This window comes from Pseudomonas sp. NPDC077186, assembly GCF_044543505.1.
In the GTDB taxonomy this organism is placed as follows: domain Bacteria; phylum Pseudomonadota; class Gammaproteobacteria; order Pseudomonadales; family Pseudomonadaceae; genus Aquipseudomonas.
In genome coordinates, this window is the sequence record NZ_JBITWE010000001.1 from 1,527,435 (window position 1) to 1,548,623 (window position 21,189).

At 67.1% G+C, this 21,189-nt stretch carries 19 protein-coding genes and 1 other RNA gene; 1 reads left to right on the forward strand and 19 read right to left on the reverse strand.

Going from position 1 to position 21,189, the window contains the following annotated elements; all coding sequences use genetic code 11:
- Window positions 1–227 precede the first annotated feature (227 nt).
- Window positions 228–1,148, reverse strand: coding sequence for a M23 family metallopeptidase (locus ACIGKL_RS07230; protein WP_397485996.1), 921 nt, complete (start codon window positions 1,146–1,148; stop codon window positions 228–230).
- Between the two features lie 79 nt (window positions 1,149–1,227).
- Between ACIGKL_RS07230 and ACIGKL_RS07235 the strand changes: the two genes are divergently transcribed.
- On the forward strand, window positions 1,228–1,683 hold the full coding sequence (locus tag ACIGKL_RS07235) for a DUF721 domain-containing protein (protein WP_397485997.1): 456 nt from the start codon (window positions 1,228–1,230) through the stop codon (window positions 1,681–1,683).
- Between the two features lie 89 nt (window positions 1,684–1,772).
- Here ACIGKL_RS07235 and lpxC read toward each other — a convergent pair whose 3' ends face one another.
- The 18 genes from lpxC to rsmI all read right to left on the reverse strand — a co-directional run bounded on the left by lpxC (window position 1,773) and on the right by rsmI (window position 21,135).
- Window positions 1,773–2,684 carry a UDP-3-O-acyl-N-acetylglucosamine deacetylase gene (gene lpxC, locus ACIGKL_RS07240; RefSeq protein ID WP_021442017.1) on the reverse strand — a complete coding sequence of 304 codons (912 nt, stop codon included), beginning with the start codon at window positions 2,682–2,684 and terminating at the stop codon, window positions 1,773–1,775.
- A 112-nt stretch (window positions 2,685–2,796) separates the two neighbouring features.
- A complete protein-coding gene (gene ftsZ / locus ACIGKL_RS07245) occupies window positions 2,797–3,990 on the reverse strand; it encodes a cell division protein FtsZ (RefSeq protein ID WP_397485998.1) in 1,194 nt (397 codons plus the stop codon).
- 42 nt (window positions 3,991–4,032) lie between these two features.
- The gene (ftsA, locus tag ACIGKL_RS07250) at window positions 4,033–5,280 is read right to left on the reverse strand and encodes a cell division protein FtsA (RefSeq protein WP_021442019.1); all 1,248 of its coding nucleotides are present in this window, start codon (window positions 5,278–5,280) and stop codon (window positions 4,033–4,035) included.
- A 14-nt stretch (window positions 5,281–5,294) separates the two neighbouring features.
- Window positions 5,295–6,161, reverse strand: coding sequence for a cell division protein FtsQ/DivIB (locus ACIGKL_RS07255; RefSeq protein WP_397485999.1), 867 nt, complete (start codon window positions 6,159–6,161; stop codon window positions 5,295–5,297).
- A 3-nt stretch (window positions 6,162–6,164) separates the two neighbouring features.
- On the reverse strand, window positions 6,165–7,106 hold the full coding sequence (locus tag ACIGKL_RS07260) for a D-alanine--D-alanine ligase (RefSeq protein WP_397486000.1): 942 nt from the start codon (window positions 7,104–7,106) through the stop codon (window positions 6,165–6,167).
- A complete protein-coding gene (gene murC / locus ACIGKL_RS07265) occupies window positions 7,103–8,545 on the reverse strand; it encodes a UDP-N-acetylmuramate--L-alanine ligase (protein ID WP_397486001.1) in 1,443 nt (480 codons plus the stop codon). The genes ACIGKL_RS07260 and murC overlap by 4 nt, the downstream gene beginning before the upstream one ends.
- Window positions 8,538–9,608, reverse strand: a complete 1,071-nt coding sequence (murG, locus tag ACIGKL_RS07270; protein WP_397486002.1) for an undecaprenyldiphospho-muramoylpentapeptide beta-N-acetylglucosaminyltransferase — start codon at window positions 9,606–9,608, stop codon at window positions 8,538–8,540. Before murG ends, murC begins: the two co-directional genes overlap by 8 nt.
- Window positions 9,598–10,818, reverse strand: coding sequence for a putative lipid II flippase FtsW (gene ftsW / locus ACIGKL_RS07275; protein ID WP_397486003.1), 1,221 nt, complete (start codon window positions 10,816–10,818; stop codon window positions 9,598–9,600). The genes murG and ftsW overlap by 11 nt, the downstream gene beginning before the upstream one ends.
- Window positions 10,818–12,164 (reverse strand): UDP-N-acetylmuramoyl-L-alanine--D-glutamate ligase, encoded by a 1,347-nt coding sequence (gene murD, locus ACIGKL_RS07280; RefSeq protein ID WP_397486004.1) that lies wholly within the window; start codon window positions 12,162–12,164, stop codon window positions 10,818–10,820. The genes ftsW and murD overlap by 1 nt, the downstream gene beginning before the upstream one ends.
- A gap of 5 nt (window positions 12,165–12,169) precedes the next feature.
- Entirely contained in the window at window positions 12,170–13,252 is a 1,083-nt protein-coding gene (gene mraY / locus ACIGKL_RS07285; RefSeq protein WP_397486005.1) for a phospho-N-acetylmuramoyl-pentapeptide-transferase, read from the reverse strand.
- On the reverse strand, window positions 13,253–14,623 hold the full coding sequence (gene murF, locus ACIGKL_RS07290; protein ID WP_397486006.1) for a UDP-N-acetylmuramoyl-tripeptide--D-alanyl-D-alanine ligase: 1,371 nt from the start codon (window positions 14,621–14,623) through the stop codon (window positions 13,253–13,255).
- Window positions 14,616–16,079, reverse strand: coding sequence for a UDP-N-acetylmuramoyl-L-alanyl-D-glutamate--2,6-diaminopimelate ligase (locus ACIGKL_RS07295; RefSeq protein ID WP_397486007.1), 1,464 nt, complete (start codon window positions 16,077–16,079; stop codon window positions 14,616–14,618). The genes murF and ACIGKL_RS07295 overlap by 8 nt, the downstream gene beginning before the upstream one ends.
- On the reverse strand, window positions 16,079–17,806 hold the full coding sequence (locus ACIGKL_RS07300) for a peptidoglycan D,D-transpeptidase FtsI family protein (protein WP_397486008.1): 1,728 nt from the start codon (window positions 17,804–17,806) through the stop codon (window positions 16,079–16,081). Before ACIGKL_RS07300 ends, ACIGKL_RS07295 begins: the two co-directional genes overlap by 1 nt.
- Entirely contained in the window at window positions 17,803–18,072 is a 270-nt protein-coding gene (ftsL, locus tag ACIGKL_RS07305) for a cell division protein FtsL (protein ID WP_031303043.1), read from the reverse strand. The genes ACIGKL_RS07300 and ftsL overlap by 4 nt, the downstream gene beginning before the upstream one ends.
- A gap of 20 nt (window positions 18,073–18,092) precedes the next feature.
- Window positions 18,093–19,037 (reverse strand): 16S rRNA (cytosine(1402)-N(4))-methyltransferase RsmH, encoded by a 945-nt coding sequence (rsmH, locus tag ACIGKL_RS07310; protein ID WP_397486009.1) that lies wholly within the window; start codon window positions 19,035–19,037, stop codon window positions 18,093–18,095.
- A 2-nt stretch (window positions 19,038–19,039) separates the two neighbouring features.
- Complete coding sequence (mraZ, locus tag ACIGKL_RS07315) at window positions 19,040–19,495, reverse strand: division/cell wall cluster transcriptional repressor MraZ (protein ID WP_031303041.1); 456 nt, start codon at window positions 19,493–19,495, stop codon at window positions 19,040–19,042.
- A 312-nt stretch (window positions 19,496–19,807) separates the two neighbouring features.
- Window positions 19,808–20,155, reverse strand: an RNA gene (gene rnpB, locus ACIGKL_RS07320) — RNase P RNA component class A.
- Window positions 20,156–20,235: 80 nt separating this feature from the next.
- Entirely contained in the window at window positions 20,236–21,135 is a 900-nt protein-coding gene (gene rsmI, locus ACIGKL_RS07325) for a 16S rRNA (cytidine(1402)-2'-O)-methyltransferase (protein ID WP_397486010.1), read from the reverse strand.
- Between the last annotated feature and the right edge of the window lie 54 nt (window positions 21,136–21,189).

The following is a 21,189-nucleotide window of genomic DNA, read 5'->3' on the forward strand; positions in this document are numbered from 1 at the left end:
GGAGGTCGGCGCAAATCGCGACCTGGCAGCCAGTGTGGCTGCGGGCGAAGGGGGCATTCTACCCGGAAAAGCCGGGGAGGAAAGTGACGTTGTCTGCCCATTGCTACCGCGTGATGGCGCAGGCCGCGCACGCCCCGGACAAGCGCGGCGGCGCGGCATGGGCCAATAGGTTGGGGCGAATGCGAGGAATTCAAGCGACGGCGGTTGCCGCCCCTTTCAGACGCAACTCACTCGACGCCGCTGGCGCGGGCGATATACAGCGCGGGATTGACCTGGCGGCCATCCTTACTGACTTCAAAATGCACGTGGTAGCCGGTGGAGCGGCCGGTGCGGCCGACCTTGGCGATGGTCTGGCCACGCTGCACCAGGTCGCCGATCTGCACGCTGTTGCTCTGGTTGTGCGCATAGAGGGTGACGTAGCCATCGGCGTGGCTGATTTCCACCACATTGCCGTAGCCGCTCTTCTTGCCGGAGAAGGTCACCACCCCGGCGGCCACCGCCACCACGTCGCTGCCGGGCTTGGCAGCGAAGTCGACGCCCTTGTGCATGCTCGAACGCCCGGTCAGCGGGTGCACCCGACGGCCGAACGGCGAGGACATATAGCCCTGCAGCACCGGCCGCCCGGAGAGGAACTCGGCCTCGCTGAGACGGCGCTCGCCGAGCAGTTGCTCGAGCACTTCCAGCTGCTGCTCGCGGCTGTCGACGCGCAGCGCCAGCTCGTCCAGCGCGGTCATGAACGGCGGCGGCGCATAGGCCGAGGCGCCGAAGGCATCCTCGGCACCGCCCTGGCCGACGTCGAGGGAGAAATCGAATTCGCTGGCGTCCAGCTCGGCCAGTTCGGTCAGGCGCTCGCCGAGGGCATCGAGACGGGTCAGGCGCGCCTGCAGTTCGGCGACGTGAGCGGCGAAGGCATCCAGCTGGCGCTGGGCGTCCAGGCGTACCGCGCCGACCTGCTCGCGCTGCTGGTCGAGGGCTTCGGCCAGCTGGCTGTCGGCGATGGGTTCGGCGATCAGCCACTTGGCGCCGAGGGCGGCGCCGGCGCCGAGGCTCAGGCTGAGCAGGAGGAACAAGGCCAGCAGCAGCCAGCGCAGGTCGAGATTGATCGTTCGCGCCGAACCGTGCCGGCCATTGAGCAGGATAATATGCATGGCATCCCCTTCTGGCAGAACCCAGGCTGGCAGCAGGCTCTGCTACCATGACGGCTCTGCAATACTAAGGCCTCCTGCCATGACGTTCCGTCCCTTGCCGGCCCAGGCACCCGCTGCGCTGTTACGCGAAGCCAAGCCCCTGAAAGCGCTGTTCGGCCAGGCGCAACGCCTGGCCCATCTGCAGCGTCTGGTCGAAAGCCAGCTGCAACCAGCCGCCCGGGAGCACTGTCATGTGGCCTCCTGGCGCGACGGCTGTTTGTTGTTGATCGTGACCGATGGCCACTGGGCAACACGCTTGCGCTATCAGCAGCGCAGGCTGCACAGGCAGCTGCAAGCGTTGGAAGAGTTCGCGACCTTAACGAAAATCCTGTTCAAGGTGCAACCGCAAAGCGGCGCGAGTCGTGCGTCCGGTCGCACAATTCACCTCTCCGCCAGCGCCGCACAGAGCATCCAGGCCGGCGCCGAAGGTATCCGCGATCCCAGGCTGCGCGCGGCTCTCGAGCGCCTGGCCAGCCATACCAAGGACGCCGAATAAGCGCCCAAGACCGCTCGTCGAAAGAGCCAGGCAAAAAAGAGGCCACCCTGGGGTGGCCACTAATTTTGACGCGAGAAAGAGAGGTCGAACTACACCGCTGCAACCGGGCGCATGTAGGAGATCGGCGCGAGCTTGGCGTCCTCGAAGGTCACCATTTCCCAGGCATCGGTCTGCTCGATCAGGGTGCGCAGCAGGCGATTGTTCAGCGCGTGCCCCGACTTGAAGCCCCTGAACTCGCCGATCAGGCTGTTGCCCAGCAGGTACAGGTCGCCGATGGCGTCGAGAATCTTGTGCTTGACGAACTCGTCCTCGTAACGCAGGCCGTCTTCGTTGAGCACGCGGTACTCGTCGACCACGATGGCGTTCTCCACGCTGCCGCCGAGTGCCAGGTTCTGCGAACGGAGGAACTCGATGTCACGCATGAAACCGAAGGTGCGGGCCCGGCTGACTTCCTTGACGAAGGAGGTGCTGGAGAAATCCACACTGGCGCTCTGCGTGCGATTGCGGAACACGGGGTGATCGAAATCGATCTCGAAGCTCACCTTGAAACCGTCGAAGGGCACGAAGGTGGCGCGCTTGTCGCCCTCCTCCACCGTGACTTCGCGCAGGATGCGGATGAACTTCTTCGGCGCGTCCTGCTCCTGCAGGCCGGCGGATTGAATCAGGAATACAAAGGGACCGGCGCTGCCATCCATGATCGGCACTTCGGACGCGGAGAGCTCGACGTAGGCGTTATCGATGCCCAGGCCTGCCATGGCCGAAAGCAGGTGCTCTACCGTATCCACCTTGACATCACCATTGACCAGCGTGGTCGACATGGTGGTTTCACCGACGTTCCCGGCCAGCGCGCGGATTTCCACCACGGGGTCGAGGTCGGTACGACGGAACACGATGCCGCTGTCCACCGGAGCCGGCTTCAGGGTCAGGTAAACCTTTTCCCCCGAGTGCAGGCCGACGCCGGTAGCACGGATGATGTTCTTCAGGGTGCGTTGTCTGATCATGGCTTTGGCCGCTATATCGCTAGTTGCGAACTGTTTTCAACAATGGCCGGGGATGATAGCAGAACCGGCCTTTGCTGAACACCAATCACCCTTATACTCCTGATACATTCCATCAATCAGCCTGACGACGCAGGAACGCCGGAATATCCAGGTAATCGAGATCGTCCTGGGTATTGAGCTTGGCCGCGGTGGCCGCGCCGCCGTGGCTCTGGCGCTGCACGGTGGGACGCTCGTAGTCCTTGTAGTTGACCGACTGCTCGCTGCGCGGCTGCGCGGCGGGCTGCTGGGCAACCGGCTGGCTGACGGCGACCTGCACTGTGTTGTCGACCACCTTGACCGGCTTTTCCATGCGCGCGCCGAGGCCGGTGGCGACCACGGTGACGTGCAGCTCGTCGCGCATGTCGGCGTCGATCACGGTGCCGACCTTGACGGTGGCCTGGTCGGAAGCGAACTGCTCGATGATGTTACCCACGTCGGAGTACTCGCCCAGCGACAGGTCCGGGCCGGCGGTGATGTTTACCAGGATGCCGCGCGCGCCCTGCAGGTTGACGTCTTCCAGCAGCGGGTTGCGGATCGCCGCCTCGGTGGCCTCGCGGGCGCGGTTCGGACCGCTGGCGCAGCCGGTGCCCATCATCGCCATGCCCATTTCGCTCATCACCGTCTTCACGTCGGCGAAGTCGACGTTGATCATGCCCGGACGCTTGATGATGTCGGAGATGCCGCGCACGGCGCCGGCCAGCACGTCGTCGGCCTTGGCGAAGGCGGACAAGAGGCTGGCGTCCTTGCCGAGGATGGTCAGCAGCTTCTCGTTGGGGATGGTGATCAGCGAGTCGACGCTCTCGGCCAGCGCACGGATGCCTTCGTCGGCGATCAGCATGCGCTTCTTGCCCTCGAAGGGGAACGGACGGGTGACCACGGCGACGGTGAGGATGCCCAGCTCCTTGGCCACCTCGGCGATCACCGGCGCGGCGCCGGTACCGGTGCCACCGCCCATGCCGGTGGTGATGAACACCATGTCAGTGCCTTGCAGCACTTCGGCGATGCGCTCGCGATCTTCCAGCGCGGCCTGACGACCGACTTCCGGATTGGCGCCGGCGCCCAGCCCCTTGGTCACGCCCGGGCCGAGCTGCAGCACGGTGCGCGCACCGATGTTCTTCAGCGCCTGCGCATCGGTGTTGGCGCAGATGAACTCGACGCCCTCGATGTTGCTCACGGCCATGTGATTGACCGCGTTGCCGCCGCCGCCACCGACGCCGATGACCTTGATGACCGCGCTTTGCGGAATGTTATCTACTAGTTCGAACATGATCCCTCTCCTTCCTTTCTAGTTGTAACGCCTACTGCAAATTCAGAAATTGCCTTGCACCCAGCGCTTGAGGCGCTCGAGTACCGGGGTCTTGTTTTCGTCCTGATAAGGACTGCCCACCGACATGGAAACGCCGTCGTTCTGCTTCTGCAGCCCGTACATCAGCAGCCCCACGCCGGTGGAATAAATCGGGTTGCGCACCACGTCGGCCATGCCCTTGACGCTGTGCGGCACACCGAGACGCACGGGCATGTGGAAGATTTCCTCGGCCAACTCGACCGCGCCTTCCATCTTCGCCGTGCCGCCGGTCATGACGATGCCGGCGGGAATCAGGTCTTCGTAGCCGCTGCGGCGCAGCTCGGCCTGGATCAGGGTGAACAGCTCGTCGTAGCGCGGCTCGACCACCTCGGCCAGGGACTGGCGCGACAGGTCGCGCGGCGGCCGGTCGCCGACGCTGGGCACCTTGATGGTCTCGCCGGCGCCGGCCAGCTTGGCCAGAGCGCAGGCGTAGCGGATCTTGATTTCCTCGGCGTACTGGGTCGGGGTGCGCAGGGCCATGGCGATGTCGTTGGTGACCTGGTCGCCGGCAATCGGGATCACCGCGGTGTGGCGAATCGCCCCCTCGGTGAAGATGGCGATATCGGTGGTGCCGCCGCCGATGTCGACCAGGCACACGCCCAGCTCCTTCTCGTCCTCGGTCAGTACCGAATAAGCCGAGGCCAGCTGTTCGAGGATGATGTCGTCGACTTCCAGGCCGCAGCGGCGCACGCATTTCTCGATATTCTGCGAGGCGTTGACCGCACAGGTGACCACGTGCACCTTGGCCTCCAGGCGCACGCCGGACATGCCCAACGGCTCGCGCACGCCTTCCTGGTTGTCGATCACGTAATCCTGCGCCAGGGTGTGCAGCACCCGCTGGTCCGCCGGAATGGCCACCGCCTGGGCGGCGTCGAGCACCCGCTCGATATCGGCCGGGCTCACTTCGCGGTCGCGGATGGCGACGATGCCGTGGCTGTTCAGGCTGCGGATATGGTTGCCGGCCACGCCGACGAAGGCCGAGTGGATGCGGCAGCCGGCCATCAGCTGCGCCTCTTCCACCGCGCGCTGGATCGAGGCCACGGTGGACTCGATATTGACCACCACGCCTTTCTTCAGGCCGCGCGACGGATGCGTGCCGATGCCGACGATTTCCAGCTGGCCGTCGGCCGTCACCTCGCCCACCAGCGCCACCACCTTGGAGGTGCCGATGTCCAGGCCGACGATCATCTTGCCGCTCTGCGCGCTATTCATTGTGCTGCCTCTCCTCAATTCACTTTCTGCTCGGCCGCGGCCGGCTCCACCGGCTCGCGCCAGGCCACGGCCAGGCCGTTGGCGTAACGCAAGTCGATGCGCGCGATGTTCGCGCTCTGATCGATCAGTTCCCGCTGATAGATGGCGGCGAACCGACGCATTTTTTCCACCACGTGATCGCGCCCCAGCAGCAGCTCGATGCGCTGGCCGCTGGCGTTCTCGGTGGCCGAGAGGAACCAGCTGCCGCGCTCGCGCAATTGCAGGCCGACCACGGTAAAACCCAGCGGCCGTAGCAGCTGGCTGAGCATCTGGTACTGCTGCATCACCCTGGGCTGCGCGCGCTTGGGGCCGGACAGCTGCGGCAGGTGCTGATAGTGGTTCAGCTCCTGCGGGGCGAACGCCTGGCCCTGGTTGTTGAGCAGCGCCTCGTCGCCCCAGCGGGCGATCGGCAGTTGTTCCTCCAGGCGCACGTCGACCTGGTCCGGCCACACCCGGCGCACCTCGGCGTGGGCGATCCAGGGCATCTGCTCCAGCTCTTCGCGCATGCCGCGCAAATCGACGCTGAAGAAGCTGGCCTCGATATAGGGCGCGATGCGCCGCTGCACCGCCTGCTGGCTGACATAAGCCAGATCGCCCTGCACGCTGACCTTGGCGATGGGCCGGTCGGCATAGGGCAGCAGACGCAACGCGCCCTCGTAGGCGCCGAAGCCCAGGCCCACCAGCAGCAGCGGCCAGGCCAGGCGCCCCACCCAGGAAAAATCCGCCTTGGGCAGGCGCAGGCGCACCGGCTCCTTGGCCACCAGACGGCTGGCGCCACGCGGCGCGGGCTTGCCGCGCAGCGGCGCCCTCAGCGAGTCCTGGTGACGCACGGCCGTGACCATGGCTTAGCCCCTCGCCTCGACGCTGTCGGCCAGGATCGCCAGCACCAACTGCTGGAAATCCAGGCCGGCGGCGCGCGCGGCCATCGGCACCAGGCTGTGATCGGTCATGCCCGGTACGGTGTTCACTTCCAGCAGCCAGAACTGGCCGCTGGCATCCTGCATCACGTCGGCGCGCGCCCAGCCCTGGGTGCCCACGGCCTCGCAGGCACGCGCGGTCAGCTCTTTCAGTTCCGCCTCTTTCTCGGCCGAGAGGCCGCAGGGAATGCGGTACTGGGTGTCATCGGCCAGGTACTTGGCGTCGTAGTCGTAGAAGCTGTGCGGGGTGCCCAGGCCGATCGGCGGCAGCACCTGGCCGCGCAGCACGGCGATGGTGAATTCCGGACCGGCGATCCACTGCTCGACCAGCACCTGGCTGTCGTAACGGGCGGCGTCCTGCCAGGCCGCGATCAGCGCCTCGACGCTGTCGACCTTGGCCATGCCGATACTGGACCCTTCATGGGCCGGCTTGACGATCAACGGGAAGCCCAGCTCGGCGGCGGCCGCCTCGCAGTCGGCCTGCGAGCTCAGCACGGCATGGCGCGGCGTCGGCAGGCCGAGGCTGTGCCAGACCTGCTTGGTGCGCAGCTTGTCCATCGCCAGGGCGGAGGCAAGGATGCCGCTGCCGGTGTAGGGGATGCCGGCGCACTCGAGCAGGCCCTGCATGGAGCCGTCCTCGCCGCCGCGACCGTGCAGCACGATAAAGGCGCGGTCGATCTTCTCGGCACTCAGGCGAGCCAGGAAGTCGTCGCCCACGTCGATGCCGAAGGCGTCCACCCCGCCAGCCTGCAGGGCACCGAGCACGGCGTTGCCGGATTTCAGCGACACCTCGCGCTCGGCGCTCTTGCCGCCGAACAGCACGGCGACGCGGCCGAAAGCCTTGGGATCGAGGCTAGTGTGCAAACTCATTGCGCCTCCCCCACGAACAGCGGGTGCTTGATCAGTTGCGGCGCCACCGCGCCGATATCGCCGGCGCCCTGGCACAGCAGGATGTCGCCGGCACGCAACAGCGGTTTGAGCAGCGGCGCCAGGTCGGTGCCGCGCTCGACGTAGATCGGGTCGAGCTGGCCGCGCTGGCGGATGCTGTGGCACAGCTGGCGGCTGTCGGCGCCGGGGATCGGCTCCTCGCCGGCCGGGTAGACCTCCACCAGCAGCAACACGTTGGCCTCGCCGAGCACCTGGACGAAGTCGTCGTACAGGTCGCGGGTACGGCTGTAGCGGTGCGGCTGATAGACCATCACCAGGCGCCGCTCCGGCCAGCCGCCGCGCACGGCCTTGATCACCGCGGCCACTTCGCGCGGGTGGTGGCCGTAGTCGTCGACCAGCATTACGCTGCCGCCGTCCACCGGCAGCTCGCCGTAGACCTGGAAGCGTCGACCGACGCCCTGGAAACCCGACAGGCCGGCGACTATGGCGGCATCGTCGATGCCCTCGTCGGTGGCGATGGCGATGGTCGCCAGGGCATTGAGCACGTTGTGATTGCCGGGCATGTTGACCGACACGTCGAGCGGCGCGCAGTCCGGGCGCAGCACGGTGAAGTGGGTGCGCATGCCTTGCTGACGCACGTTGATCGCGCGCACATCGGCGTCCTCGGCGAAACCGTAGGTCACGGTCGGCCGGCCGACCTGCGGCAGCAGCTCGCGCACCACCGGATCGTCCACGCAGAGCACGGCCAGGCCGTAGAACGGCAGGTTGTGGAGGAACTCGATGAAGGTCTTCTTCAGCACATTGAAGTCGCCGCCATAGGTGCTCATATGGTCGGCGTCGATATTGGTGACCACCGAGACCATCGGCTGCAGGTGCAGGAAGCTGGCGTCGCTCTCGTCGGCCTCGGCGATCAGGAAACGGCTGGAGCCGAGCTGGGCGTTGGTGCCGGCGGCGTTGAGGCGGCCGCCGATGACAAAGGTCGGGTCCAGGCCGCCGGCGGCGAATACCGAGGCCAGCAGGCTGGTGGTGGTGGTCTTGCCGTGGGTGCCGGCCACCGCGATGCCGTGGCGGTAGCGCATCAGCTCGGCGAGCATCTCGGCGCGCGGCACCACCGGAATGCGCCGCTCCAGGGCGGTGGCGACTTCCGGGTTACGGGTGTTGACGGCGCTGGACACCACCAGCACGTCGGCCTGCTCGGCGTTCTCCGCGGCATGACCGATAAAGATCTTGGCGCCGAAATTTTCCAGGCGCTCGGTCACCGCCGAGGCCTTGAGGTCGGAGCCGGACACTTCGTAGCCCAGGTTGAGCAGCACCTCGGCGATGCCGCACATGCCGGCGCCGCCGATACCGACGAAATGGATGCGGCGGATACGGCGCATGCGCCGCACTTCGGCCTTCACGGCTGCGGGCGACTTAGCCATGGGCCACCTCCTGGCAGATATCGACCACCGCGCGGGTGGCATCGGGCTTGGCCAGGCGACGCGCGGTGGCGCCCATGGCGGTGAGTTTTTCCAGCTGCATCAGAACCTCGGTGAGCTGCGCGGCGAGCGTGGCCGCGTCAGTGGCGTGTTGCGGAAGAAGGACGGCCGCGCCCTCCTTCGCCAGGTATTCGGCGTTGCGGCTCTGGTGGTCGTCGATGGCGTGCGGCAAGGGCACGAGAAACGACGGCAGACCGGCGGCGGCCAGTTCGCTGACGGTCAGCGCACCGGCGCGGCAGATCACCAGATCGGCCCAGCCGTAGGCACGGGCCATATCCTTGATAAAGGGCGCGACCTCGGCTTCGACCGCGGCATTGCGATAACGCTCCGCGGTGACCTCGGCGTGTTGCTTGCCGGCCTGGTGGAATACCTGCGGACGGACGTCGGCAGGGATTTTCTCCAGCGCGGCAGGCAGCAATTTGTTCAGCGGTTCGGCGCCCAGGCTGCCGCCCAGCACCAGCAGGTGCGGCTTGCGCCCGGCCAGCGGTTCGCGCGGGGTCTCGAGGAACAGTTCCTCGCGCACCGGGTTGCCGGTGGTACGGCGCTTGTCGGACGCGGCGAAGGTATTCGGGAAGGCCTCGCAGATGCGGTTGGCGATGCGCGACAGCAGGCGGTTGGCGGTGCCGGCCACGGCGTTCTGCTCGTGGATCACCAGCGGCACGCCGGCCAGGCGCGCGGCCAGGCCGCCGGGGCCGGTGACGTAGCCGCCCATGCCGAGCACGCACACCGGCTGCAGCTGGCGCAGGATACGGCGCGCCTGCCACAGCGAGCGCAGCAGCTGGAACGGCGCCTTGAGCAGGGACAGCTTGCCCTTGCCGCGCAGGCCGCTGACGTCGATCAGGTGCAGCGGCAGGCCGGCCTGCGGCACCAGCTCGTTCTCGATGCCGCGCGGCGTGCCCAGCCAGTGCACGGCATAGCCGCGTGCCTGGAACTCGCGGGCGCAGGCCAGCGCCGGGAACACGTGGCCGCCGGTGCCGCCGGCCATGATCAGCACGTTACCGCGCATGGACGACCTCCTGGTTCGGCTCGGCGAAATCCGCCTCGTCGAACTCGACGTCCTCGCTGCCCAGCACGGTGCGCCGCTCCCACTCGATACGCAGCAGCAGCGCCAGGCTGACGCAGCAGATCACCAGCGAGCTGCCGCCATAGCTGAGGAACGGCAGGGTCAGGCCCTTGGTCGGCAGCAGCCCGGTGTTCACCCCGATATTGATCAGGAACTGGCCGATCCACAGGAACGACAGGCCATAGGCCACGTAGGCGGCGAAGAACTGCTTGGCCTTCTCCGCCCACAGGCCGATGTACAGGCCGCGCACGCAGACGAAGACGAACAGCGCCAGGGTAGCCAGGGCGCCAACCAGGCCGAGCTCCTCGGCCAGCACCGAGAAGACGAAGTCGGTATGGGCTTCCGGCAGGTAGAACTGCTTCTGGATGCTGTTGCCCAGGCCGACGCCGAACCATTCGCCGCGGCCGAAGGCGATCAGCGCCTGGGTCAGCTGGTAGCCGGCGCCGTACTGGTCGGCCCAGGGGTCGGTGAAGGTGATCAGGCGCTGCAGGCGGTATTCCTGGGTCTGCACCAGGACGAACACCGCACCGACCGCCAGGGCCACCATCAGACCGAAGCGCAGCAGGCCGACGCCGCCCAAGAACAGCATGGCCATGGCCGCGCCCATCATCACCACGGTGGCGCCGAAGTCCGGCTCCAGCAGCAGCAGGCCGGCCATCGGCAGCAGCACGACGAAGGGCTTGAAGAAACCGGCCCAGCTCTCGCGCACTTCTTCCTGGCGGCGCACCAGGTAGCCGGCCAGGTAGACCACCACGAACACCTTGGCGATTTCCGAGGGCTGCACGTTGAACGCGCCGAAGCCGATCCAGCGCCGCGCGCCGTTGACCTCGCGGCCGATGCCCGGCACCAGCACCAGCACCAGCAGGGCGAAGGCGGCCAGCAGCAGCATCCAGCCATAGCGTTGCCAGAAGCTCATGGGGATCAGCAGCACTACGCCGGCGGCGCCGAGGCCGATGATCAGGTAAATCAGGTGGCGAATCATGTGGTACAGCGGGTTGCCGGACAGCGCCGCCGCCACTTCCGAGGAGGCCGAGGTGATCATCACCAGGCCCAGGCCGAGCAGACCCAGGCAGCCGGCCAGCAGCGGGAAGTCCAGGTCGAGGCCGCGACGACCGAGCAGCGGCGACGGGTAGGGACGCAGGAAGGCCAGCATCAGACGAGCCCCTCCACGGCCTGGGCGAACAGCCGCCCGCGTTCTTCGAAGTTCTTGAACATGTCCAGGCTGGCGCAGGCCGGCGACAGCAGCACGGCATCGCCGGCCTCGGCCAGCTCGCGGCAGCGCAGCACGGCTTCGTCCAGGGTTTTCACCCGAACCAGCGGCGCGGCGTCGCCCAGGGCCTCGGCGATCCGCTCGGCATCGCGGCCGAGCAGCACCACGGCGCGGCAGAAACGCGCCACCGGCGCCTTGAGCGCGGAGAAGTCGGCGCCCTTGCCGTCGCCGCCGGCGATCAGCACCAGCTTGCCGGCGATATCCGCACCCAGGCCTTCGATAGCGGCCAACGCGGCGCCGACGTTGGTGGCCTTGGAGTCGTCGTAGTAGCTCACTCCTTGATGCTCGCGCACCCACTGGCAGCGATGCGGCAGCCCGGCGAAGTGGCGCAGGGTATCGAGCATGGCGGCGAACGGCAGGCCCACCGCATGGCCCAAGGCCAGGGCGGCCAGGGCGTTGGACTGATTGTGCGCGCCACGAATCTTCAGCTCGGCGGTGGCCATCAGGGTCTCGAACTGGAAGGCTAGATGTTTCTGCCCACCCTCCTCGACCAGGCCGAAGCGTTTGAAGTCCGGCTTGCCCAGGCCGAAGCTCCAGCACGGCACCTGGTCGGCGATCAGCGGCCGCGACAGGGCGTCGTCACGGTTCACCACCACCTGGCGGGCGCCGCGGAAGATGCGGTGCTTGGCCAGGTGGTACTGGGCCATACCGTCGTAGCGATCCATATGGTCTTCGCTGAGGTTCAGGCAGGTGGCCACTTCGGCGCCCAGACGCTCGGTAGTCTCCAGCTGGAAGCTGGACAGCTCCAGCACGTACAACTCGACGTCGTCGGCCAGCAGATCCAGCGCCGGCGTGCCGATATTGCCGCCCACCGCGACGCGCTTGCCGGCCGCCGCCGCCATCTCGCCGACCAGGGTGGTGACGGTGCTCTTGGCGTTGGAGCCGGTGATGGCAACGATCGGCGCCTTGGCATGACGAGCGAACAGATCGATGTCGCCGGACAGCTTCACCCCGCGCGCCGCCGCTGCGGCCAGCGCCGGCGTGGCGATGGCCAGGCCCGGGCTGACGTACAGCTCCGAGGCGCGGCAGAGGAACTCCACGTCCAGCTCGCCGCAACGCACTTCAACCTGCGGGTAGTCGCGCTTGAGCGTCTCCAGCTCCGGCGGGTTCGCGCGCGTGTCGGCCACGGCAAAGCGCACACCCCGGCGCGCCAGGAAGCGCACCAGGGACATGCCGCTCTTGCCGAGGCCGACAACGATGCGGAACTGGTCGGAAGCGATCAACGACACTCTTGTTACCTCAGTTTCAGGGTGGCCAGGCCGACCAGCACGAGAATCACGGTGATGATCCAGAAGCGGACGATCACGCGCGGCTCGGGCCAGCCCTTGAGTTCGAAATGGTGGTGGATCGGCGCCATGCGGAACACGCGCTTGCCGGTCAGCTTGAAGCTGGCGACCTGGATGATCACCGACAGGGTTTCCATGACGAACACCCCGCCCATGATGAACAGCACCACTTCCTGGCGCACGATCACGGCGATGGTGCCCAGCGCGGCACCCAGCGCCAGCGCGCCGACGTCGCCCATAAAGACCTGCGCCGGGTAGGTGTTGAACCAGAGAAAGCCCAGGCCGGCGCCGACCAGCGCGGCGCAGAACACGATCAGCTCGCCCGCGCCCGGCACATAGGGGATCAGCAGGTACTCGGCGAAGTTCACGTTGCCCGACAGGTAGCAGAAGATCGCCAGCGCGCCGGCCACCATCACGGTGGGCAGGATGGCCAGGCCGTCGAGGCCGTCGGTCAGGTTGACCGCGTTGCTGGTGCCGACGATGACGAAGTAGGTCAGCACCACGAAGCCGACGCCCAGGGGAATGGCGACGTCCTTGAGCAGCGGCAGGATCAGGGTGGTCTCCACCGGGCTCTGCGCGGTCATATAAAGGAAGATCGCCGCGGCCAGGCCGAACACCGACTGCCAGAAGTACTTCCAGCGGCTCGGCAGGCCGCGCGAGTTCTTCTCGATCACCTTGCGGTAGTCATCGACCCAGCCGATGGCGCCGAACAGCAGGGTCACGGCCAGCACCACCCACACATAGCGGTTGGCCAGGTCGGCCCAGAGCAGCGTGCTGACGGCGATGGCGGTGAGGATCAGCGCACCGCCCATGGTCGGCGTGCCCTTCTTCGACAGGTGCGACTGCGGACCGTCGTGGCGCACGGCCTGACCGATCTGGCGCACCTGCAGGGTGCGGATCATCCACGGGCCGAGCCACAGCGACAGGGCCAGGGCGGTGAGCACGCCGAGGATGCCGCGCAGGGTCAGGTACTGAAAGACCGCGAAGCCCTTGTGGAACTGTTGCAGGTACTCCGCCAGCAGCAGCAGCATTTAGTGATTCTCCCCAGATACGCCACAGAGCGCCGCCACGACCTTGTCCATGGCAGCGCTGCGTGAACCCTTGATTAGTAGTGTGCTGCCGGCCTGCTCGGCGCGAAGCGCTGCGATCAGGCTGGCTTGATCGGCGAAATGACGGCCTTGTGAGCCGAACTCCTCGACCGCAAAGCGCATCAGCGGCCCCACGGCATAGAGCGCATCGACCTTGCCGGCGGCATGGCGGCCGACATCGCGGTGGCCCTGCTCGGCCCACTCGCCCAACTCGCCCATATCCCCGAGCACCAGGACGGTGCGGCCGGAGAAGGCGGCGAGTATATCCACCGCCGCGCACATCGACACCGGGTTGGCGTTGTAGCTGTCGTCGATCACCCGCACGCCATTGGCCGTCAACTGCGCTACGGCGCGGCCCTTGACCGGTTGCAGGCTTTCCAGGCCCTGAATCATGGCGACCAACGGCAGGCCCAGGGCGTGGGCGGCGGCGCAGGCGGCCAGGGCGTTGGCGACGTTGTGCACGCCGAGCAGGTTGAGCTGGATGCGCGCGCTGCCAGCCACCCCCTGCAGAGTGAAGCCCTGGCAGCCGCGCTCGTCGCGGCTCAGCTCGGCGGCATGGAAATCGGCGGCCTGATCGACCAGCGAGAAGCTCAGCACGCGGCGCCCGGCAGCCCGTTGCTGCCAGATGGCGAAGGCCTTGTCGTCCAGGTTGAGCACGGCCACGCCGTCGCTGGCCAGGCCTTCGAGAATCTCGCCCTTGGCCTCGACTATCTTCTCCGGGCCGCCGAACTCACCGACGTGGGCGTTGCCGGCGTTGGTGATGATCGCCACCTGCGGCCGGGTCAGGCCGACGGTGTAGGCGATCTCGCCGACATGGTTGGCGCCCAACTCGATCACCCCGGCGCGGTGCTCCGGCGCCAGTTCGAGCAGGGTCAGCGGCGCGCCGAGGTCGTTGTTGAGGTTGCCGCGGGTGGCCAGCACCGCACCGCCCAGGCCGGCGCGCAGGATGGCCGCGAGCATTTCCTTGACGCTGGTCTTGCCGCTGGAACCGGTCACAGCCGCCAGCGGGCCAGTGAAGGCCTGACGATTGAGCGCGCCGAGCCGGCCAAGGGCCACGCGGGTATTGGCTACCAGCAACTGCGGCAGCGGCGCGTTCACCACTTCACGCTCGACCAGCGCGGCAACCGCGCCCTTGGCGGCGACCTCCGCCAGGTAGTCATGGCCATCGAAACGCGGCCCGGTCAGCGCCACGAACAGCTGGCCGGGAGCGATGCTGCGGCTGTCGCTGCCGACGGCGGAGAAGGCGGCATCGGCGCCGATCAGGCGGGCGTTGAGAGGGCCGGCGACTTCGCCGAGCAGCCAGGGTTTAAGCATGCGCCGCCTCCCAGGCCGCCAGGGCCTTGCTCGCCTCGATCAGATCGGAGAAGGGTTGACGCACGCCCATGATCTCCTGGTAGTCCTCATGCCCCTTGCCGGCCAGCACCAGCACGTCGGCGGCCTCGGCCTGCGCCACCAGGCGGGCGATGGCCTCGCCGCGCCCCGGAACGAACTGCACCGCCTCCGGCGCGGCAAAGCCGGCGCGGATATCTTCGAGAATCTGCGCCGGGTCCTCGCTGCGCGGGTTGTCGTCGGTGACCCACACCGCATCGGCCAGGCGCTCGGCCGCTGCGGCCATCAACGGGCGCTTGCCGCGGTCGCGGTCGCCGCCGCAGCCGAACAGGCAGATCAGCCGACCCTGAACGTGCGGACGCATGGCCTCGAGGACCTTTTCCAGGGCATCGGGGGTGTGCGCGTAGTCGACGACCACCAGCGGCTGGTCGCCGCCACCGAGGCGCTGCATGCGCCCGGCCGGGCCCTGCAGTTGCGGCAGCACCCTGAGAATCTCGTCGAGGCCGTAGTCCATGCCCAGCAGCGCACCGACCACCGCCAACAGGTTGCTCAGGTTGAAACGGCCGAGCAGGCTGCTGCGCAGCATGCCTTCGCCACGCGGAGTGACCAGGTGGGCGCGCACGCCGTGATCGCCGAACAGGGTCTCGCGGCAATGCAGGTAGGCGCCGGCGTCGCTCAGGCTGTAGCCGATCAGGCGCGATGGGTGGGGCTCGCCGGCCAGCTCGCGGCCGAAAGCGTCGTCCAGGTTGATCACCCGGCACTGCAGCTCCGGCCAGGCGAACAGCTTGGCCTTGGCCGCACCGTAGGCCCGCATGTCGCCGTGGTAATCGAGGTGGTCGCGCGACAGGTTGGTGAACACGGCCACGTCGAACTCCAGCGCCGCCACCCGGCCCTGATCCAGGCCGTGGGACGACACCTCCATGGCCACCGCACGGGCACCGGTCTGCTTGAGCGAAGCCAGGGTCGCCTGCACCCCGACCGGGTCGGGCGTGGTGTGCTTGCCCTGCTCCAGCGCGCCATGAAAACCGTTGCCCAGGGTGCCGACTATGCCGCAACGCTGGCCGAGCAGATCCAGCGCCTGGGCCAGCAACTGGCTGACGCTGGTCTTGCCGTTGGTGCCGGTGACGCCGATCAGGTGCAGGGCGCGGCTCGGCTCGCCATAGAAGCGTCCGGCGATGGCCGAGAGCTGGTCGGCCAAGCCCTTGACCGGCACCAGCACGGCACTGTCGGCGTGCATCGCGGCAGCCCCTTCAGCCTCGAAGGCAACCGCGGCGGCGCCGCGGGCGACGGCGTCGGCGATATGCACACGGCCATCCTGCTGGGTGCCGGGCACGGCGAGGAACAGGTCGCCCGGGCGCACCTTGCGGCTGTCCAGGGTCAGTTCGCGGATCAGCACGGCGCTCTCGGCGGCCGGCAGCAATTGATTGAGCGGCATGGGCATCAGTTGCGCTCTCCCTGGGTCATGGCGGCCACCTTCTGCTCCGGCGGCGGCAGGTTGTCCGGCGCGATGTTCATCAGGCGCAGCGAACCGGCCATCACCCGGCTGAATACCGGTGCGGAGATCAGGCCACCGTAATAGGCGCCCTTGCTGGGCTCGTCGACCACCACCACCATGGCGATGCGCGGGTTCTGTGCCGGGGCGAAGCCGGCGAACAGCGAACGGTAGGAATTGGCCTGGTAGCCCTTGGTGCCGACACTGGTCTTGCGCGCCGTGCCGCTCTTGCCGGCCACGTGGTAGCCCGGCACCTGCGCACGCACGGCCCCGCGCGGGGACTCGATGACCTGTTGCAACATGCCCTGCAGGGTCTTGGCCACTTCGGGCGGCACCACCTGCATCGAGCCAGGCGTGTCGTCCACGCGGATCATCGACAGCGGCACCATGCCGCCGCCGTTGCCCAGTGCGGCGTAGGCGTGGGCCAGCTGCACCGCGGTCACCGACAGACCGTAGCCGTAAGACAGCGTGGCGGTCTCCGCCTGGCGCCACTGGCGGTGGTTGGGCAGATTGCCGACGCGCTCGCCGGGGAAACCCAGGCCGGTATCACGGCCGAAGCCCAGCTTGCTGAACACTTGGTAGAGCTGCTCGCCGCCGACGTCGAAGGCGATCTTGCTCATGCCGACGTTGCTGGAGTTGATCAGGATGCCGGGCAGATCCAGCGCCGGGCCCTGGGTGCGGGATACGTCGCGGATGTTGTAACGACCGATCTGCAGCGTGCCGTTGCCCACCTGGACGATATCGCTGGGCTTCCAGCGCCCGGTTTCCAGCGCGGCAGCCATCGACAGCGGCTTGATGGTCGAACCGGGCTCGAACACGTCGATCATCGCCCGATTGCGCATCGCCGCCGGGGTCAGGTTGCGCCGGTTGTTGGGGTTGTAGGTGGGGTGGTTGACCATGGCCAGCACTTCGCCGGTCTTGACGTCGACCATCACCAGGCTGCCGGCCTTGGCGTCGTGTTCCAGCAGCGCGTTGCGTAGCTCGCGATGGGCCAGGTACTGCAGGCGCAGGTCGATGGACAACGCCAAGGCCTTGCCGGCCTTGGCGTTCTGCGCGACCTGGACGTCCTTGATCAGCTTGCCGCGGCGATCCTTGAGCACCTGGCGCTTGCCCGGCACGCCGGCCAGCCACTCTTCGTAGGCCAGTTCCATGCCTTCGCGGCCGCGATCGTCGATATCGGTGAAGCCGACCACATGGGCCGCCACTTCGCCGGCCGGATAAAAGCGGCGGAATTCCTCGATGGCGTAGACGCCCGGCACCTTGAGGTCGAGCACGCTCTGGCCCTTCTCCGGGGTCAGGCCGCGCACCAGGTACATGAACTCGCGTTCCTTGTTCTGCTGCAGGCGCTCGGCGAAGGCCTTGGGCTCCTGGCCCAGGGCGGCGGCCAGCGCCGGCCAGCGCTCGCGACCGTGCTGCAGCTCCTTGCCGTTGGCCCACAGGGTGGTGACCGGCGTGCTCACCGCCAGCGGCTCGCCGTTGCGGTCGGTGATCAGGCCGCGGTGCGCCGGAATCGGGATATGCCGCACGCTGCGCGCATCGCCATGGGCCTTGAGGAAATCGTGGTCGAGCACCTGCAGGTCGAGCATGCGCCAGGCGATGGCGCCGACCATCAGCGCCAGCAGGGCCAGCACCAGGCGGAAGCGCCAGGGGTAGAGCGCGCCTTCGAGGCCGATCATGGCTGCACCATGCGCACTTCGGCGGGATCGGGAATGCGCATCTGCAGCCGCTCGCTGGCCAGCGCCTCGATGCGGTTGTGCGCGGTCCAGGTGCTCTGTTCGAGAATCAGTCGGCCCCACTCGGCCTGCGCCTTGTCGCGCACGCTGAGCTCGCCGTACAGCTCGTTGAGCAGCTGACGGTTCCAGTGCGCGCTGTAGGACACCGCCAGGGCGGACAGCAGCACCGCGATAAACAGCACCAGCATCAGCAGGCTGCCGCTGGGCATGCTCTTGCCGAGACGCAGGCTCACCGCAGTTTCTCCGCGATGCGCAGCACCGCACTGCGCGAGCGCGGGTTGGCCTTGAGCTCCGCCTCGCCGGCGAAGACCGGCTTGCCGATCAGCTTCAGGCGCGGCTCGAAGGCCTTGGGGATGATCGGCAGGTCGCGCGGCAGCTTGTCCGCCTCGCCCTTGGCCTGGCGCTTCATGAACTGCTTGACGATGCGGTCTTCCAGCGAGTGGAAGCTGATCACCACCAGGCGACCGCCGACTTCCAGCGCTTCCAGCGCCGCGTCGAGGCCGCGCTCGAGGTCGCCCAATTCGTTGTTGACGTGAATGCGAATGCCCTGGAAGGCACGCGTCGCCGGGTTCTTGCCCTTCTCCCAGGCCGGGTTGGCCTCGGTCAGCACCTTGGCCAGGTCGGCGGTGCGGGTAAAGGGCTGCTGCTCGCGGCGCTGCACCACGGCACGCGCCATGCGCTTGGCGAAACGCTCTTCGCCGTAGTCCTTGAGCACGCGGGCGATCTCGTCCTCGGCGGCGCTGGCGATCCACTGCGCCGCGCTCACCCCGACATCCGGGTTCATGCGCATATCCAGCGGGCCGTCGTTGAGGAAGCTGAAGCCGCGCTCGGGATCGTCCAACTGCGGCGACGACACGCCGAGGTCCAGCAGGATGCCGGCGACCTTGCCGACTAGGCCGCGGACAGCGATTTCCTCGCCGAGTTCCGCAAAACTGCGCTGCACAACGACAAAGCGGCCGTCTTCGGCCGCCAATGCTTCCCCGGTGGCTATCGCCAGGGGGTCCTTGTCGAACCCCAGGAGCCGCCCGTCTGGGCCGAGCCTCTGCAAGATCAGCCGACTGTGCCCGCCGCGACCGAAGGTGCCGTCCAAGTAGCAGCCGCCGGCGCGCACGGCGAGCCCCTCGACGGCCTCGTCGAGCAGCACGGTGATATGGCGGAAGCTGTTGTCGGTCATGGTCACAGGATCAGGTCACGCAAGTCGTCGGAAAGGGCGCCGGGCTGCTTGATGGCGGCGAGGTCGGCTTCGGCTACGGCATTCCAGGTATCTTCGTCCCAGAGTTGGAATTTGTTCAGCTGGCCGACGAGCATCGCCCGCTTGTCCAGCTTGGCGTACTCGCGCAGGCGCGGCGGCACCAGGAAACGCCCGCTGGCATCCAGTTCGAGGTCGACGGCGTTGCCGATCAGCAGGCGCTGCAGGCGGCGGTTCTCTTCACGGAAGGAGGCCAGCTCGCGCAGCTTGTTCTCGATCAGTTCCCACTCGGCCAGCGGGTAGACACAGAGGCAGGGGTCGACGGCATCGATGGTGACGATGAGCTGGCCGGCACAACGCGAAACGAGCTCGTCGCGATACCGACTCGGCATCGCGAGGCGCCCTTTGGCGTCGAGACTGATGGCGTTAGCTCCGCGAAACACGGCTGCGCTTCCCCTGTAATTAGCTTTCCATGCCCAAAAAAACCCACTTCATGCCACTTCTCACCACTTGCGCACACTATAGGAATGCGTACGCCCCACCGTCAAGGCGCGCCAGAAGGGAAAAATCCTTACAGAACGGAGATTTAGCGAACGAATGCGAGGAAAAAAGCGATGCCGGAAGGGCTATTCGAGAGGCAAAAACCAGCTATTCCAGAGAGCTGAAATTCGAACTTAAAGTAATTTGTTAAGAGTAAGATTTTTTCGGCATTAGAAAAGCGGGAAGTAAAAGCGCAAATCGAGGGGAGAAGGGAGGTGGAGAGTCGATCTGTAAGCCGGGTTCTGTCGAGGACAGTCATTCCTCTACGACGTACATCACTGCACGCCTTTAGCAACCTACCCGGTTCCAGCGCGGGCCACGCCAATGGAACCCTATTTGGTCTTGCTCCGAGTGGGGTTTACCTAGCCACGGACTGTTGCCAGCCGTGCGGTGCGCTCTTACCGCACCTTTTCACCCTTACCGGCGCCGAAGCGCTTAGGCGGTTATTTTCTGTGGCACTTTCCGTAGGCTCGCGCCTCCCAGGGGTTACCTGGCACTCCGCCCTATGGAGCCCGGACTTTCCTCCCCCTTCTTGCGAAGGCAGCGACTGTCCGATCGACTCTCCGCCGGCAAGGGTAACAAAGCGGCAAGCGGCAAGCTACAAGCTGCAAGAAAAAGCAGCCTGCCCCCTGCAGGAGCGAGCTCATCCCTGGCGCGTCAGCGCCACCTGGTAGAGCAGGTTCTTGCGCACCCCGGTGATCTCGGCGGCCAACGCCGCCGCGCGCTTGAGCGGCATTTCCGCCAGCAGCAGGTCGAGCACCCGCAGCGCCTCGGCGCTGACCGCCTCCTCGCCTTCCGGCGCCTGCCAGCCGGCCACCAGCACCACGCACTCGCCGCGCTGCTGATTGCTGTCGCCGGCCACCCAGGCGCACAGCTCGGCCAGCGGCAGGCCCTTGAGGGTCTCGAAGGTCTTGGTCAGCTCGCGGGCCAGCAGCGCCGGACGCTCGTCGCCGAATACCGCGCGCATGTCCTCCAGGCACTCGAGGATACGGTGCGGCGCCTCGTAGAAGATCAGCGTACGCGGCTCCTCGCGCACCTGCTCCAGGCGCGCGCGCCGCCCCACAGCCTTGGCCGGCAGGAACCCCTCGAAGATGAAGCGATCCGACGGCAGGCCGGCAGCCGATAGCGCGGCGATCAGCGCACAGGCGCCCGGCACCGGCACCACGGCGAAGCCGGCGGCGCGCGCCTGGCGCACCAGGTGGTAGCCGGGATCGGAGATCAGCGGCGTGCCCGCATCGGAGATCAGCGCCACATCCTCGCCGGCCTCCAGCTTGGCGAGAAAACGCCCGCCCTGGTCGCGCTCGTTGTGCTCGTGGCAGGCCGCCAGCGGCGTTTCGATGCCGAAATGCTGCAGCAGGCGCATCGAGTGACGGGTGTCTTCGGCGGCGATCAAGGCCACGTCGCGCAGAATCCGCAGGGCGCGGGCACTGATGTCGTCCAGGTTGCCGATCGGCGTGGCGACCACGTAGAGGGTGCCGGGCTGAGCACTGGCAACGGCGGAATGACTCACTGGAAACACCTCGTTAATTGAAAGAGCGCTCATTCTAGCCGCTTCCACCCCGGCAACATCGCACCGACTGCAGGGCTTGGGTACAAT

Coding starts and splice junctions, on each gene's coding strand:
- ACIGKL_RS07230 (WP_397485996.1), bottom strand. CDS start 1,148: ATGCATATTATCCTGCTCAATGGCCGGCACGGTTCGGCGCGAACGATC.
- ACIGKL_RS07235 (WP_397485997.1), top strand. CDS start 1,228: ATGACGTTCCGTCCCTTGCCGGCCCAGGCACCCGCTGCGCTGTTACGC.
- lpxC (WP_021442017.1), bottom strand. CDS start 2,684: ATGATCAGACAACGCACCCTGAAGAACATCATCCGTGCTACCGGCGTC.
- ftsZ (WP_397485998.1), bottom strand. CDS start 3,990: ATGTTCGAACTAGTAGATAACATTCCGCAAAGCGCGGTCATCAAGGTC.
- ftsA (WP_021442019.1), bottom strand. CDS start 5,280: ATGAATAGCGCGCAGAGCGGCAAGATGATCGTCGGCCTGGACATCGGC.
- ACIGKL_RS07255 (WP_397485999.1), bottom strand. CDS start 6,161: ATGGTCACGGCCGTGCGTCACCAGGACTCGCTGAGGGCGCCGCTGCGC.
- ACIGKL_RS07260 (WP_397486000.1), bottom strand. CDS start 7,106: ATGAGTTTGCACACTAGCCTCGATCCCAAGGCTTTCGGCCGCGTCGCC.
- murC (WP_397486001.1), bottom strand. CDS start 8,545: ATGGCTAAGTCGCCCGCAGCCGTGAAGGCCGAAGTGCGGCGCATGCGC.
- murG (WP_397486002.1), bottom strand. CDS start 9,608: ATGCGCGGTAACGTGCTGATCATGGCCGGCGGCACCGGCGGCCACGTG.
- ftsW (WP_397486003.1), bottom strand. CDS start 10,818: ATGCTGGCCTTCCTGCGTCCCTACCCGTCGCCGCTGCTCGGTCGTCGC.
- mraY (WP_397486005.1), bottom strand. CDS start 13,252: ATGCTGCTGCTGCTGGCGGAGTACCTGCAACAGTTCCACAAGGGCTTC.
- murF (WP_397486006.1), bottom strand. CDS start 14,623: ATGCTTAAACCCTGGCTGCTCGGCGAAGTCGCCGGCCCTCTCAACGCC.
- ACIGKL_RS07295 (WP_397486007.1), bottom strand. CDS start 16,079: ATGCCCATGCCGCTCAATCAATTGCTGCCGGCCGCCGAGAGCGCCGTG.
- ACIGKL_RS07300 (WP_397486008.1), bottom strand. CDS start 17,806: ATGATCGGCCTCGAAGGCGCGCTCTACCCCTGGCGCTTCCGCCTGGTG.
- ftsL (WP_031303043.1), bottom strand. CDS start 18,072: ATGCCCAGCGGCAGCCTGCTGATGCTGGTGCTGTTTATCGCGGTGCTG.
- rsmH (WP_397486009.1), bottom strand. CDS start 19,037: ATGACCGACAACAGCTTCCGCCATATCACCGTGCTGCTCGACGAGGCC.
- rsmI (WP_397486010.1), bottom strand. CDS start 21,135: ATGAGCGCTCTTTCAATTAACGAGGTGTTTCCAGTGAGTCATTCCGCC.